Here is a 14018-nt window from a genome sequence, read left to right on the forward strand (position 1 = left end):
AAATACAACTGTTGTTAAAAATGTAACTACGTTTACGAATATGATTTTGCCTAAAATACAGACATGATTCTCACTATTTTATTAGCGATGCTCTATCGAGGACAAGTTTTAACTCATCTTACAACTTGTCATTCAATACCAATTATTCTATCTTATTGTCCCTGACGAGCAATCATAATCTGTGCACTAGCAGCAAGCTCGTCTTCCACATGAACAGTACAATCAAACTTATAAATGCCCTGCTTTTGCATCACGGTTTTGGCACGGATAATTAACTGGTCGCCTGGGATGACGCGGCGCTTAAAACGCACTTTATCCACGCCTGCAAACAGATACAAATAACCGTCTTCTACCGTCAATCCTGCACTAATAAAACCAAGGACGCCTGACACCTGCGCCATTGATTCAACCATCAATACTCCTGGCATGATCGGCTGATCAGGGAAATGGCCATTGAAGAATTCTTCATTAATGGTCACATTTTTGATAGCAGTAATACATTCGCCAGGCGTGCAAGATATCACCTTATCGACCAGCAAAAATGGATAACGATGCGGCAGATAATGCTTAAGGGTATGATAGGTTAATGGGAGTGTTAAGCCTTGTTCTGCTAAGCTTTTGATGTCTTCATCACTCGGTCTATCGATATCAGTCGTGCTCATAATGGCGCTTCCTTGCTATATTCTAAGCGTTGCTTTATTTTTAAGCATTGCTGTGTTTTAAAATTCTGTAAATACTTATCGTAGCACTAAGCACTTATTATCACTCATTAATTGTCAGAGTCTCATCAAGCCGTGCCAGTCACACCGTACTAGTCACGTCCAAGCTGGCGAAAACGTACCGCTGCCCGGCGCCAATTAGCGGTTGGCATGGCAGCTGTTCCAGAAGAATACGAACCGGCCTTGGTGATGGATTTAGTCACCATGGTCATCCCAGATAAGATCACATCATCAGCAATCTCAATATGGCCGGTAATACCAACAGCGCCTCCTATAATACAGCGCTTACCTATGCTAGTACTACCCGCGATGCCAGTTTGTGCCGCGATGGCCGTACCATCACCGATACGAACGTTATGAGCAACTTGTACGAGGTTGTCAATGATAACATGATTGCCAATCACCGTATCATCGATAGCACCACGATCGATACAGGTTTGGCTACCAATTCGCACATGATTACCAATCACCACGCGTCCTAGCTGAGCAATACGTTCCCAGCCAGTAACGCTAGGATTGCTAGTGGGTGCAAAGCCAAAGCCTTCTGCCCCTATGCTGACGCCAGCGTGTAATCTAACATGGTCACCAAGCACACAATCATGCCCGATGACCACTTGGGATTTGAGGACACAATCATTGCCAATGATGGTGTTTGCTTCGATGATCACATTGGCACTAAGCGCACTGCGGTTGCCAATTTGCACATTTTCACCAATGACACAAAAAGGACCAATCGTCACCTCATTGCCAAGAACCGCGCTTTCGGCTATCACGGCGCTTGGATGAATACCACGAGCCAACGATTGGTGAGCAAAAAGCTGACTGGCACTGGCATAAGCCAAATAAGGTACATCAACGATTAGAGCGATCGCATTTTTTGCGACCTTGTCTTGATGTTCTGACGTGATCAGCACTGCTCCCGCCTGACTGCTCGACAAACTAGGAATATAATGCGGATTGGCTAGAAAACTTAACTGCTGCGAGTTGGCGGTTGTTAAATTACCAATACTGTCTAATTTTAGACACAGTTGTTCAGCGCTAAGGCCATTCTTATTCAGAACAGGCTGACGCTGCTCAATCCGAGTGATAAGTTGCTCAATCGTTATCATAGTTGCTATTAGTATAATTGCTAGTATAGTTGAGATTAGTAGTGGTATGAATAAGAGGGTCGCCAATTTGAGATATCATCTTGACGACCAGCTAAACTTTAAGTACGGGCCAATTTACTTATTCGCATAACAAAAGCAATTAAACCGCGCTATGGGAATTTATTAATCTAAAAGGTGTTACCAATTTGGAACTGAACCTTTTCAGTTTCATCGCCTTCTTTATCCCCGATGGGCACCGCATAACTGAGTGAAATTGGACCAATTGGCGTATACCAAGTGACACCTAAGCCAGCACTAAAGCGGAATTTATTATCTTGAGTAAGGAGTTTGACCTCACTTCCATCTTCATTTACGGCAGGATTACCAGTTACGGGGTTGATAAAGGTACGATCTTCTTTATCTGTGGTATCAAATACCTGACCACCTTCGGCAAATAATACTGGACGTACTTGGTCTGACCAATCACCTTTAAATGGCATCGGCAAAATTAGCTCAGTCCCAAAACTAACTAGCGCATTACCCCCAACTTCTTCATCTTTTGAATAACGCACATCTTTGTTGACTGCATCATAGTAGCTTTGCGATTTGGGACCCAGCGTTGAAGACTCATAACCACGCACTGAGCCATAACCACCAGCATAGAAGTTTTCATAAAATGGCAAATCATTACCATAGCCAAGCTTAGTATAGCCGCGAGCTATCCAGTCTTTATAGATAGGATAATAAATATTGCCGCGATAAATAAGCTTTTGATAGCTTTCATCACCAAGACCAATCGTTGCATCAACGGTATGGCTCATGCCTTTATTTGGAAATACAGGGCGATCTAGCGTGCTGTAATCCCAGCCGAAAAGCAAGTTATAGGTCTGATAGTCGTTTTTAAAGCCAGTACGATTTGAAGGGGTATCATCGTCATTCACAAACTCTTCAAATGTACCGCCGCCATCAATAATTTGCTGAACGTTTGACACACCAAGACGGTTACCACCGCGTACCGTTGTCTTATCAACGTTTAATCCTGCACTCACACGCTTAGTTTCATCTACTGGGTAACTGTAGTTAAGCGTAGCGCCATAAGCATCGGTAACATAGTTACTAACGTTTCTGTCATCGTATTTGGTTTCACGATAATACGCGCTGATACCTTGCGACACGCCGTTTTCGGTGAAGTACGGATCGGTATAACCCAAGCTATAGGAATCACGCGTTTCAGAACGTGATAGCGCTGCTTTCACACGGTTACCGGTTCCCATGAAGTTATTTTGGGTTAAGTCTAACTGGAAAGTTACCCCACCACTTTGCGAATAACCAGCGGCGATCGTTGAGCTTCCAGAAGGCTGCTCTTCAACCGTATAATTGACATCGACTTGGTCTGGCTGATTAGGAACTGGCTTCACATCGACATTGACCGCTTTAAAGAAACCGGTTCGCATTAAACGCGTTCGTGACAGCTGAATCTTATCGCTAGAGGCAAGCGCGCCTTCTAACTGACGCATCTCACGGCGCAGCACTTCATCTTGGGTTTTTAAGTTGCCCGTAAAGTTGATACGACGCACATAGATAGGACGCGCAGGATCGATATAATAATCGACGTCGACCACTTTGGTCTCATCATTGATTCGCGGTACTGGTCTGATTTGCGCTAAATAATAACCTTCATTACCATAACGGTTCTTAAGGGCGGCCGTTGTGGCATCAAGTTTGGCTTGTGAGTATTTTTCATTGGGCGCAAACGCCACCAGCTCTTTTAGCTCACTATTATCAAAGGTTGGCTTACCTAAGAAGTTGACTTCGCCAAATTGATATTGCTCGCCTTCGCTTAAGCTAACTTCGATAAACACACTACTTTTATCTTCACTGATATTAAGAACCGCATTATCCACGGAAAAACGAACATAACCATCATTCTGATAAAGTGCTTTTAGATTTTCTAAACTGGCTGCCAATTTTTCTTTGGCATAGCGATCAGACTTAGATAGCAGACGTGTCCAAGAGGACTCTTTGACGGCAAAGACGTCTTTGATGTCTTTATCACTAAAATGCTTATTGCCGATAACATTAATATCGACCACTTTGGCAGGTTTACCTTCGATAAAGCGTACGTCAAGCTTGACACGATTGCCATCAAGCAGCGTTTGATCGACTTCAATATTACTATTGTAATAACCTTGGCTGATATATTGCTGTTGGAGCTCGTTAGCAACCCCTTGTAGCGTGGCCTGTTTAAGTACGTCGCCGACAGACAAGCCTGCGTTACTAAGCCCTTGCTCAAGCCCTTCTTTTGGGATGAGTTTATTGCCTTCAAAATTTACTTCAGCAATGATAGGACGCTCGACGACATCAAAGCGCAGCTTGCCACCTTCGACACGACTTTGAATATCGGCAAAGTTTTCCGTCGCATATAGCGCCTTAATACTGGCGGCCAAGCGACTATCATTGACCGTATCACCCACTGTAATAGGTAACACTGGATAGAGACTATCAGGAGTTAGGCGTTGTAGACCGTTAAAACCAATATCAGTGACCACAAATTCTGCGGCCTGAACTGGCATACTCATCATCGCTACAACTAACGGCAACCCAGCCGCGCTCATAAATAAAGGCGTACGCATAAACACTATCCGTCAATAAAAAACTTGCTTAAGTTAAGTTAAAAAGCACATCTTGTCCAGCCTATTTCGCGCAATTATTCATGCGCTCAGGGCGGACTCACGACACTTTATATAAAACGCATCATAAAATAAACTAAAAAATAGAATTAGTACAGTAGCCGTGCTATAAAATAAACGCCGTATTGCCTTAACAATCTGCAATTGAGAAACGCACAACCATTAATCTATCGTGTCTTAGTGGTTAAATCGCTACGACCTTTGTCAAAATAGCCGACTGATATCATTACCAATTGCTAACACCATGAAACCTGCCAGCAAGAGTAAACCGATATTTAGGCCGACCACTTGCACGCCTTCAGAGAGTGGTTTGCCGCGTATTAGCTCAATCAGATAATAAACAATATGGCCGCCATCTAATACAGGAATGGGCAGAAGATTCAATACGGCAAGGCTCAAACTTATCAACGCTGCCGTCGATAACACCATCTGCCAGCTAATATCAAAGCTTTGTTTGGCGACTTTTGCAATAGTAATCGGTCCTGACAAATTTTCCAAACCTATCATGCCTGACAGCATCTTTCCCATTGAGCTGACGGTCATGACTGCTAACTGCTCTGTCTTCTCAAACGACTTCACCAGAGACTCACCAGGACCGTAAACGACCGTGGTTTTGTAAACATCAGGAATGACGATTTCTGACTCTGCTACCATAGCACCAATTTGCCCGTAATCGTTACCTAAATTGTCTTTTTTACCTTGCGGCATGATGGATAACTGAACCTGTTTGCCATCACGCAGCACAGTGAAACTTAGCAAGGTCTCAGGATTATCGCGAATGATTCGCGTGGAGCTAATCCAATCTTTAATTTCTTTATCATTAATCGCAGTGATGCGGTCACCAACCTGCAAGCCTTGACGGCTGGCAGCGCCATCAGGGGTCAAGTCGCCAACAATTGGCTCAATCTGCGGCTGCCACGGTATCATACCGAAGCTTGATAACGCGTCTTTGCCTTGGGCGTCACCTTGCATAAATTCTTTAATCGGTGCTTGATAAGTTTTGGTTGTTTGATTGGTTTGGAGCTGCGATTGCAAGGTAACACTGACATGATCGGTTTCACCCATACGTCCCGCCAAACGATAGTTAATACCTTCCCACGTTTGTACATCATGACCATCAATAGCAACGATTTTATCACCAACGGGCAACTGTGCCATCGCTGCTGGGGTATTCGGCAAAACCTCACCAATCTTGGTTGCTAATTGCTCAGACGGGGTCATAAATAACACCCAAAATAGGGCAATAGCGATGACAAAGTTCATAATAGGACCGGCGGCAACCACTGCAATCTTTTTGAGCGGATGCTGACGATTAAACGCTAGATGTAGCTCGTCTGCGGCCACCTCACCTTCACGCTCATCAAGCATTTTGACATAACCACCGAGCGGTAATGCCGAAATGCGATAGTCAATGCCGCTTTTTTTACTCGTCCAACCAAAAAGCTTGGGACCAAAGCCAATAGAATACGTGAGCACTTTAACGCCGCAGAGCCGGGCTACGATGTAGTGGCCCCACTCATGTAAAGCAATGAGCGGACCTAAGACAAATATGGCCGCAAGCAGCGTTAATAAAAACGTCATAATCTCTTCTCAGTATTCTCTTTTAGCATTTTTTATCAACATCAGTGCTTAACACAACTTTTAATATTGTTTGCGTACAGCACTTATCAAATACTTTCGTCAAGTAATTGATTATTAATACCATTATGCCAGCTTTGCCACCAACGTATCGGTATGCTGGCGCGCAATTTTATCAATCGCTAAAATATCATTGATGTCAGCAGTCTCAGTTAATACAGGAACTTCTATTTCATTCAGTGCTTGCTCATTAATCTCAGCAATATCAGTGAGGCGAATTTGCCCATTTAAAAACGCTGCTACTGCAATCTCATTGGCGGCATTTAATACAATGGTTGCTTGCGTGCCTGCTTGCATGGCTTGACGCGCCAGACGCAAACACGCAAATTTCTGTAAATCTGGTTTAACAAACTCTAAGCCGCTTAACGCAAATAAATCCAATGGCTGCGAGCCGCTGTCGATTCGGTCAGGATAGCTAAGTGCATGAGCGATTGGCGTCTTCATATCTGGACTGCCAAGTTGCGCTAAAAAGCTACCGTCGCTGTATTCTACCATTGAGTGAATGATACTTTGTGGATGAATCACCACATTTATCTGATCTTCGGACAAGTCAAATAAATGGCAAGCTTCGATCAGCTCAAGCCCTTTATTCATCATCGTTGCTGAGTCGACCGATATCTTTTGCCCCATCGACCAATTTGGATGATTAACCGCTTCAGCAATACCTGCTTGCTGCATCTGCTCAAACGACTGCTGTAAAAATGGTCCACCAGATGCCGTAAGCCATAGCTTACGAACACCATGGTTTGATTGATGAATTTGGCTACAATCTTGCTGAATGGCAAAGGGCAAACATTGAAAAATCGCATTGTGTTCGGAGTCAAGCGGCAGCAAAGTAGCGTTATGGGTCTTTACGGCATTAATCATCACCTTCCCAGCCATGACTAGCGCCTCTTTATTCGCTAGCAAAATACGCTTGCCTGCTCGTGCAGCGGCCAAGGTAGAGGGCAGACCAGCTGCGCCTACGATCGCAGCAACGACAGTATCGGTTTGCGAGTCGGTTGCAATATCGACCAGTCCCGCCGCTCCGCCTACTACGTCAATATCGAGACCTGCAGCGTTAAGACGCTCAGCAAAATCATCAACGGCGGCTGTTGGCACACTAACGCGTTTGGGCAAAAACTGCTGGCAAAGCGCAAACAGCTTGTCTAAACGGTGATAACCTGATAAGGCATAAACTTTATAAAGCTGAGGTTGCGCCGCCAGAATTGCTAACGTGCTATCGCCAATCGAGCCTGTCGCGCCTAGTACGGCGATGCGTTGGGTCATAACCATCGGTGCCTATAATACGGTGAAAATTAGATGAGAAATAAAGCAATAAACAGCAAGTAAAAGACTGAAAGCTTATTTTATGATGTTCAAAATTAGTCATATAAAGCTTTGATCATCTCTAGTCTTATACGACGATTAAACCAAAGTACTGTATTATCCAAAAACCAAGGGCAAATATCGGCGTGGCTGATAGTAGCGAATCAATGCGATCAAGCACTCCGCCATGCCCCGGTAAAATGGTTCCAGAATCTTTGACATCAGCGCGGCGTTTGAGCATCGACTCAAACAAGTCACCCAGTACAGAAGCTAAAATTGTCAGTGCCGATAATGCCACAAAAGCGATTAATGGAACGCCAGTCAGTTGTAGTTTAAAGACGCTAATTACAATAACGACAATCAAACCCGTGACGAGGCCGCCTGCCAGCCCTTCCATACTTTTATTAGGGGAAACGTTCGGTGCCATTTTGCGGCGACCAAGCTTACGTCCCACAAAGTAAGCGCCACTATCGGCACACCATACCAATAAGAACACATACAGCAGCCACCATGCTGACAGCTGCCATAAGTAAAACATGGCCGTAATGGCGGCCGTTAATATAATGGCGCCCATCCATGCAAGCTTTTTTCCATACCATTTGGTGTGCGTGGGAAACACTCGAACCCAAGATATTGCCATTAGCCAGATGATAAGGGACGCTACCCACCAAAACAGCCAAGTGACTTTAAAGAAAAGGGATGTTAAGGTCAGAACTAAAACTAATAAGACAAATAATATAGGCTGCTGCCATTTTGGCATCAGCTTGGTCCATTCGTAAGCCGCAATTATGGCACCAAATACCAACAGTGGCGCAATTAAAATAGGCGTTTGGCTCGCAAACATTGCCACACCAACGATAATAACGAGAACAATTGCCGTCTTAATTCGTTGCCACATACTTATCGAGCCTTATATAACGAAAAATGTTTGATCAAAATCTAGCATGACAGCGCTCTATAATAGCCCATTAATCATGATTAACGCTAATTAAAGCAGCTTATCATTGACCAAACAAGTGTAATTCAAATCTCTAGTACATTTTAACCAAACGTTTTTAAAGCGGTTATTGCCTACAACTCTTACAACCACCTTAATGAGTTTGTTGCTTTGTCACGACTTGTTCGCTGGTTTTGCCAAAGCGGCGTTGACGCTGGGCAAACTCTGCTATCATCGAAGCCAACTCTTCTACTTTAAAGTCCGGCCACAAGGTTTGGGTAAAAAACAACTCAGCATAGGCCGATTGCCACAATAGGAAATTCGATAGACGATATTCGCCGCCCGTTCGTATCAACATATCGACCGCTGGCGCATCGGCTAATTGCACATATTCGCCAAGCATTTCTTTATCAATATCTTCAGCTCGTAATTGCCCCGCCTCTACTTGTTTTGCCAACTGTTTGGCAGCATGAGCAATATCCCATTGACCGCCATAGCTGATGGCGATGACCAAAGTCATGGCGTTATAGTCAGCTGTTTTTGCTTCCGCATCCACCATCAACGCTTGCAACTCTTCACTCAACTGGCTCCGATCACCAACAAAACGCAAGCGGATGCGATACTTTTGCATGCGCGGTATTTGCTCATTGATGGTTAAGCTTAAGAGTTGCATGAGCAGTGCCACTTCACTTGGTGGACGTTGCCAATTTTCACTAGAAAAGGCAAACACCGTTAGCACTTCAATGCCCGCCCCAACGCAGTATTCGACAATAGGGTCTAGCGCATCTTTGCCAGCGATATGCCCCTGACCTTTGCCTAACTGATTGATTTTACCGTAACGGTTATTGCCATCCATAATGACGGCAATGTGCCGAGGAAGAAGATCGGAGGCTAAAGCATCTGAAATAGACATAGGCTGACTTGCTTGTATTTTAGATAAAGTAGAGAGACGCACGTTATCGCCTTTCAAAGATATTGCCTATTTGCCATTGTTTTATTAAAAACATAAATTTATCAAAAAAACGTTTTGATAAATGGTTTATAGCAAAATAATAGCTTATCGTTTATACGGCAATAAACAGCCAATCATCATTTAGTATTGACTGTTGTTTAAGAAAGAATAGCACTCACGCGTCGTTTTTAATGAGAGAGAAGAGACGAAAAAAGATCACTTACACTTCCATTAAGTCGCTTTCTTTTTTGCTCAGGCGGCTATCAATGGTTTCGATATATTTGTCAGTGATTTTTTGGATATCATCACTGGCGCGGCGCTCGTCATCTTCTGAGATTTCTTTTTCTTTTGCCAACTCTTTGATGTCGTTCATCATATCGCGGCGGATATTACGGATAGAAACACGGCTGCTTTCCGCTTCACTGCGGGCAAGCTTTTGCATATCACGGCGCGTGTCTTCGGTCAATGCTGGCATCGGTACACGAATGACGTCAGCGGTCATTGGGTTTAGGCCCAAGTCTGCTTCCCGAATGGCTTTATCAATCGCTTGTACCATGGTACGCTCGAATGGCTGTACAAGTAACGTGCGTGAATCTTCGACGTTGATACTGGCGACTTGATTTAAGGGCGTATCTGAGCCGTAATAGCTAACCATGACGCCTGATAACATGCCCGGATGCGCTCGTCCAGTACGAACTTTACTAAAAGTCGTCTCAAGCGCTTCCAGGGTTTTTTGCATGCGTGCTTCGCCGTCTTGCTTAATTTCTTTAATCATCATGTATCCTTATTTATCGCTATCGATAAATCATTCATTATTGTTAGGTATAAAGCTGTTAGGTATAAAATCATTAAAACACTGATACTTAGGATATCAGTGATTTTTTATTCATATTAAAGTGTGCGTTTAATGATAAACGCGGGTACCTTCATTTTCGCCCATAATAACGTTTAATAACGCATTAGGCTTAGTCATATCAAATACTTGTAGCGGGACGTTGTGTTCACGACATAAAGCAATCGCCGTTAAATCCATGACGCCAAGTTTTTGCTCGAGCACTTCATCAAAGGTTAAGCCATCATATTTTTTGGCATCAGCATGGAGGCTTGGGTCTTTATCGTAAACGCCATCTACTTTGGTGGCTTTTAGAATTAAGCCCGCTTCGATCTCGATACCGCGCAGGCAAGCGGCGGTATCAGTGGTAAAGAACGGATTGCCCGTGCCAGCAACAAAAATACAAACTTCGCCGTTTTTGAGATAACGAATGGCGTTACGGCTGCTGTAGCTTTCAGTGACTTCGCCAATTGGCAATGCTGACATCAATCGCGTTTTAATATTGCGGCGCTCAAGGGCATCACGCATCGCTAAACCATTCATCACCGTGGCAAGCATGCCCATTTGATCACCTGTAACGCGGCCGACCAAACCTTCTTTTTGTAGCTGAGCACCGCGATATAAGTTACCACCACCAACGACGATACCGACTTGGACCCCAAGTCCGCGCAAATGGGCGATAGACAAGCTCATCTTATCGAGCACTTCGGTATCAATCCCCATCTCCTTACCACCAGCTAAGGCTTCGCCAGAAAGTTTTAGCAAGATTCGAGAGTAACGCGGGTTTTTGTCAGACATGAGGTCACCTTGTTAGCATGAAATTATAATTAAAATGAGCGGTAAAACACAAATTACGTTGGACTTTAACTTGACCTTTAAAGTATCCCAAATGTCATAACAAGCGCTAAAAATGAGGACAAAGGGGTAAAAAGCCAAATTGCGCTAATTGTAGCAAAAACCACCCACGATTGGGCAATTTTCACTTAGTTATCATTCTCGACTTCTAGCCTTGATAACTGGCAAACAAATCGTACTCGCTTGCATCATCGATCGTAACGGTTAGGAACTGACCGACTTTAACTTGCGCAGTAATCTCATCAACGTAAACGTGACCATCAATCTCTGGAGCGTCCGCGTAGCTGCGGCAAATCGCAATGCCCTCTTCACTATCAATTTCATCGACCAAAACCATCAAGGTTTTGCCGACTTTTCCTTGTAGTTTTTGTGCGGATATCTCTTGTTGTAGCGTCATCAAACGCTCATAGCGTTCTTGCTTAACGTCTTCAGGGACATGATTTGGTAAATCATTGGCAACCGCGCCTTCAACTTCTGAATAGGTAAAAGCACCAACGCGATCAAGGCGAGCTTCGACTAGCCAATCAAGCAAGCACTGGAAATCTTCTTCGGTTTCTCCCGGGAAGCCGACGACGAACGTTGAACGAATAACGATATCAGGACAAATCTCACGCCACGCTCTGATGCGCGCTAATGTGTTTTCACTATGTGCAGGGCGTTTCATGGCCTTTAAAATACTGTGGCTGGCATGCTGAAATGGAATGTCTAAATACGGCAACAGTTTTTTCTCGCCCATCAGCTCAACCACTTTATCAACGTGTGGATACGGATAAACATAATGCAGGCGCACCCAAATACCCAAATCATTTAATGCTTGGCATAAGTCATAAAATTTTGACTTAAGCGGCATGCCATTCCAAAAGCTGGTTTTATACTTTAAATCTAACCCATAAGCAGAGGTATCTTGCGAGATGATAAGAAGCTCTTTCACGCCAGCATTTTTTAGCGCCAGCGCTTCAGTCATGACGCTATCAATCGGACGCGAAACCAAATCGCCGCGCAAGCTTGGAATAATACAAAATGTACAGCGATGGTTACAGCCTTCCGATATTTTTAAATAGGCATAATGGCTTGGGGTTAATTTAATCCCCGCCTCATTGATCAAATCTATTTTTGGATCGTAGTTGCTATCTATATCGCGCTTTGGTTTGGGCACATGTTGCGAGACAGCAGTAATCACTTCATCATAAGCATGTGCACCTGTGACCGATAGCACGGCTGGGTGCATGGTACGGATTTTTTCCGCTTCCTTACCTAAGCAGCCCGTCACGATCACTTTACCATTTTTGCTAATGGCTTCACCGATGGCATCAAGTGACTCTTGTACGGCGGATTCGATAAAGCCGCAAGTGTTGACGACAACCAAGTCGGCACCATCATAGTCGCTTGCCACTTGATAACCATCACGGCTAAGCTCGGTGATAATACGCTCACTATCGACCAGCGCTTTTGGACAACCAAGCGACACAAAACCAATCTTTGGCGCGGCGTTCACGGGTGCATCAATAGTCGCTGAATGGGCTAACGTAGCATCACTACTTTGTTCAATACTACGATTTTGATTGTGGTTGGCTTTATGGTGATAGGGCTGAGTACTGTCCGCCTGATTTTGCTCTTGCGCTATAGTTGGCTTTGCAGGATTAAAAATAGTGGCAGTGTTTTTTGGCATAGAAACTGATGATGTAGAAGCTGGCTGTGCGGTAGTAACCGTCGTAATAGTCGACTTGGTAGAAGTGTTGGGCATGGCTGACCTTGCTAGAGATAAATTGGCTGTGCGCATTGTACGTTTTTTTTGTGATAATCGCCAGTTTTGCCGCGCTAGTATATTGATTTATGGTTAAATATTATTCCCAATATCTCTCTACTTGAGGCATTATCCATTACTTGGCTAAATGTCCAAGCCGAGCAAATTTTTGCTATTAGCAGTGGTCGCTTGCTAGGTCAATCAATACTAGCCCTGCTTGCTCACGAAGCATTAAAATCAACAAGTCACACCAATCATAATGATAAAAATGACTACAACCGCATTTATAAAAACAGTGGCATTAATAATAACGGCGATGAGCAAACTGGCGCTTTAACCGAACGCTTTCATTAAGCAAAGCAATACCGGCAGCCCTTTATCGACCATAATTAACTCGTTAGTACGCTGCTAAATGATCATTTGGCCCTTTTAATCAACTATATTTTCCTGCGCTGCCGATTGTGATTATGACCGCGCATTCAGACCTGACCTCTGCTATCAATAGCTATCAAACTGGTGCAGTTGAATATTTACCGAAGCCATTTGACTAGAATGATGCGGTCGCTACTATTTATAAAGCCGTTAACTATCAGCCGAATAATGAGCGAGTAAGTCAGCCAAACTAATGACAATCAAAGCTGGTAGCAAGCTTTAGCGATGTGGGCGAAGCAATCTCTGCAAACTGGTGAAACCGATATTTTACAAATAGCAATGCCAGAGTTTGAACGTGTATTACTTAAAGCCGCGCTCAATCATAGCGGCGGCAAAAAGATAGCGGCCGCCAGCTTACTTGGTTGGGGCCGCAATACATTAACCCGTAAATTACAGCAATTAGAGATTACAACATTAGAAGGGCAAAATAACGACAATTGAGGTTATAAACCACGGAATTAAAAGCCAACAATATCAAATATTTATAACACTCAGCAAAAATAACTGCTAAATAATTAAAAAAAACCACAAATAGGGGTTGCTAAACCGTTCAAACTCTATATAATAGCCAACCACTGAGACGCACTACCGAATCAGTTAGCTATCTAGATGGTATTTGAATTTAACTACTGTTGATGATAGAGTAACGAAAATGGGGCTGTGGCGGAATTGGTAGACGCACCAGATTTAGGTTCTGGCGCCGCAAGGTGTGAGAGTTCGAGTCTCTCCAGCCCCACCATTTTCGGATAGTACATCTTAGACCAAATATTAAAACCTGCTTTTTAGCAGGTTTTTTTGTGTCTGTTATTTTTGTATGTAATTT

The 14018-nt window shown here is 43.8% G+C and carries 12 protein-coding genes, 1 tRNA gene and 1 pseudogene; 4 read left to right on the forward strand and 10 right to left on the reverse strand.

Features of this window, described 5'->3' with window-relative positions:
• Nucleotides 1–152: 152 nt before the first annotated feature.
• The 10 genes from fabZ to rimO form a co-directional block, all read right to left on the reverse strand.
• Nucleotides 153–662, reverse strand: coding sequence for a 3-hydroxyacyl-ACP dehydratase FabZ (fabZ, locus tag B4K26_RS09645; protein WP_296245177.1), 510 nt, complete (start codon nucleotides 660–662; stop codon nucleotides 153–155).
• A 149-nt stretch (nucleotides 663–811) separates the two neighbouring features.
• On the reverse strand, nucleotides 812–1828 hold the full coding sequence (gene lpxD / locus B4K26_RS09650; protein ID WP_296245179.1) for a UDP-3-O-(3-hydroxymyristoyl)glucosamine N-acyltransferase: 1017 nt from the start codon (nucleotides 1826–1828) through the stop codon (nucleotides 812–814).
• Nucleotides 1829–1995: 167 nt separating this feature from the next.
• Nucleotides 1996–4440 (reverse strand): outer membrane protein assembly factor BamA, encoded by a 2445-nt coding sequence (gene bamA, locus B4K26_RS09655; protein ID WP_296245181.1) that lies wholly within the window; start codon nucleotides 4438–4440, stop codon nucleotides 1996–1998.
• A 261-nt stretch (nucleotides 4441–4701) separates the two neighbouring features.
• Entirely contained in the window at nucleotides 4702–6078 is a 1377-nt protein-coding gene (gene rseP / locus B4K26_RS09660; protein ID WP_296245183.1) for an RIP metalloprotease RseP, read from the reverse strand.
• 123 nt (nucleotides 6079–6201) lie between these two features.
• Entirely contained in the window at nucleotides 6202–7410 is a 1209-nt protein-coding gene (gene ispC / locus B4K26_RS09665; protein ID WP_296245185.1) for a 1-deoxy-D-xylulose-5-phosphate reductoisomerase, read from the reverse strand.
• Nucleotides 7411–7531: 121 nt separating this feature from the next.
• Nucleotides 7532–8341 carry a phosphatidate cytidylyltransferase gene (locus tag B4K26_RS09670; RefSeq protein WP_296245187.1) on the reverse strand — a complete coding sequence of 270 codons (810 nt, stop codon included), beginning with the start codon at nucleotides 8339–8341 and terminating at the stop codon, nucleotides 7532–7534.
• Nucleotides 8342–8534: 193 nt separating this feature from the next.
• On the reverse strand, nucleotides 8535–9293 hold the full coding sequence (gene uppS, locus B4K26_RS09675) for a polyprenyl diphosphate synthase (protein WP_296245190.1): 759 nt from the start codon (nucleotides 9291–9293) through the stop codon (nucleotides 8535–8537).
• A 259-nt stretch (nucleotides 9294–9552) separates the two neighbouring features.
• Nucleotides 9553–10107 (reverse strand): ribosome recycling factor, encoded by a 555-nt coding sequence (gene frr, locus B4K26_RS09680; RefSeq protein WP_296245192.1) that lies wholly within the window; start codon nucleotides 10105–10107, stop codon nucleotides 9553–9555.
• 129 nt (nucleotides 10108–10236) lie between these two features.
• Nucleotides 10237–10962: a UMP kinase gene (pyrH, locus tag B4K26_RS09685; RefSeq protein WP_149489717.1), complete on the reverse strand. Its 726-nt coding sequence runs from the start codon at nucleotides 10960–10962 to the stop codon at nucleotides 10237–10239.
• 205 nt (nucleotides 10963–11167) lie between these two features.
• On the reverse strand, nucleotides 11168–12763 hold the full coding sequence (rimO, locus tag B4K26_RS09690; RefSeq protein WP_296245193.1) for a 30S ribosomal protein S12 methylthiotransferase RimO: 1596 nt from the start codon (nucleotides 12761–12763) through the stop codon (nucleotides 11168–11170).
• A gap of 189 nt (nucleotides 12764–12952) precedes the next feature.
• Here rimO and B4K26_RS09695 point away from each other — a divergent pair, with 189 nt between their 5' ends.
• The 4 genes and pseudogenes from B4K26_RS09695 (at nucleotide 12953) to B4K26_RS09705 (ending at nucleotide 13934) form a co-directional block, all read left to right on the forward strand.
• A complete protein-coding gene (locus tag B4K26_RS09695) occupies nucleotides 12953–13117 on the forward strand; it encodes a hypothetical protein (RefSeq protein WP_296245195.1) in 165 nt (54 codons plus the stop codon).
• A gap of 89 nt (nucleotides 13118–13206) precedes the next feature.
• Nucleotides 13207–13311 (forward strand): annotated as a pseudogene (locus B4K26_RS12885) (DNA-binding response regulator); the annotation flags it as partial.
• 109 nt (nucleotides 13312–13420) lie between these two features.
• Nucleotides 13421–13636, forward strand: a complete 216-nt coding sequence (locus B4K26_RS09700; protein ID WP_296245197.1) for a helix-turn-helix domain-containing protein — start codon at nucleotides 13421–13423, stop codon at nucleotides 13634–13636.
• A 213-nt stretch (nucleotides 13637–13849) separates the two neighbouring features.
• Nucleotides 13850–13934: transfer RNA gene (locus B4K26_RS09705), tRNA-Leu, on the forward strand.
• Nucleotides 13935–14018: the final 84 nt, after the last annotated feature.

The organism is Psychrobacter sp. UBA6766 (genome assembly GCF_002453355.1).
In the GTDB taxonomy this organism is placed as follows: Bacteria; Pseudomonadota; Gammaproteobacteria; order Pseudomonadales; family Moraxellaceae; genus Psychrobacter.

Coding starts and splice junctions, on each gene's coding strand:
- frr (WP_296245192.1), bottom strand. CDS start 10,107: ATGATTAAAGAAATTAAGCAAGACGGCGAAGCACGCATGCAAAAAACC.
- lpxD (WP_296245179.1), bottom strand. CDS start 1,828: ATGATAACGATTGAGCAACTTATCACTCGGATTGAGCAGCGTCAGCCT.
- ispC (WP_296245185.1), bottom strand. CDS start 7,410: ATGGTTATGACCCAACGCATCGCCGTACTAGGCGCGACAGGCTCGATT.
- B4K26_RS09700 (WP_296245197.1), top strand. CDS start 13,421: ATGTGGGCGAAGCAATCTCTGCAAACTGGTGAAACCGATATTTTACAA.
- rimO (WP_296245193.1), bottom strand. CDS start 12,763: ATGCCCAACACTTCTACCAAGTCGACTATTACGACGGTTACTACCGCA.
- rseP (WP_296245183.1), bottom strand. CDS start 6,078: ATGACGTTTTTATTAACGCTGCTTGCGGCCATATTTGTCTTAGGTCCG.
- pyrH (WP_149489717.1), bottom strand. CDS start 10,962: ATGTCTGACAAAAACCCGCGTTACTCTCGAATCTTGCTAAAACTTTCT.
- fabZ (WP_296245177.1), bottom strand. CDS start 662: ATGAGCACGACTGATATCGATAGACCGAGTGATGAAGACATCAAAAGC.
- uppS (WP_296245190.1), bottom strand. CDS start 9,293: ATGTCTATTTCAGATGCTTTAGCCTCCGATCTTCTTCCTCGGCACATT.
- bamA (WP_296245181.1), bottom strand. CDS start 4,440: ATGCGTACGCCTTTATTTATGAGCGCGGCTGGGTTGCCGTTAGTTGTA.
- B4K26_RS09670 (WP_296245187.1), bottom strand. CDS start 8,341: ATGTGGCAACGAATTAAGACGGCAATTGTTCTCGTTATTATCGTTGGT.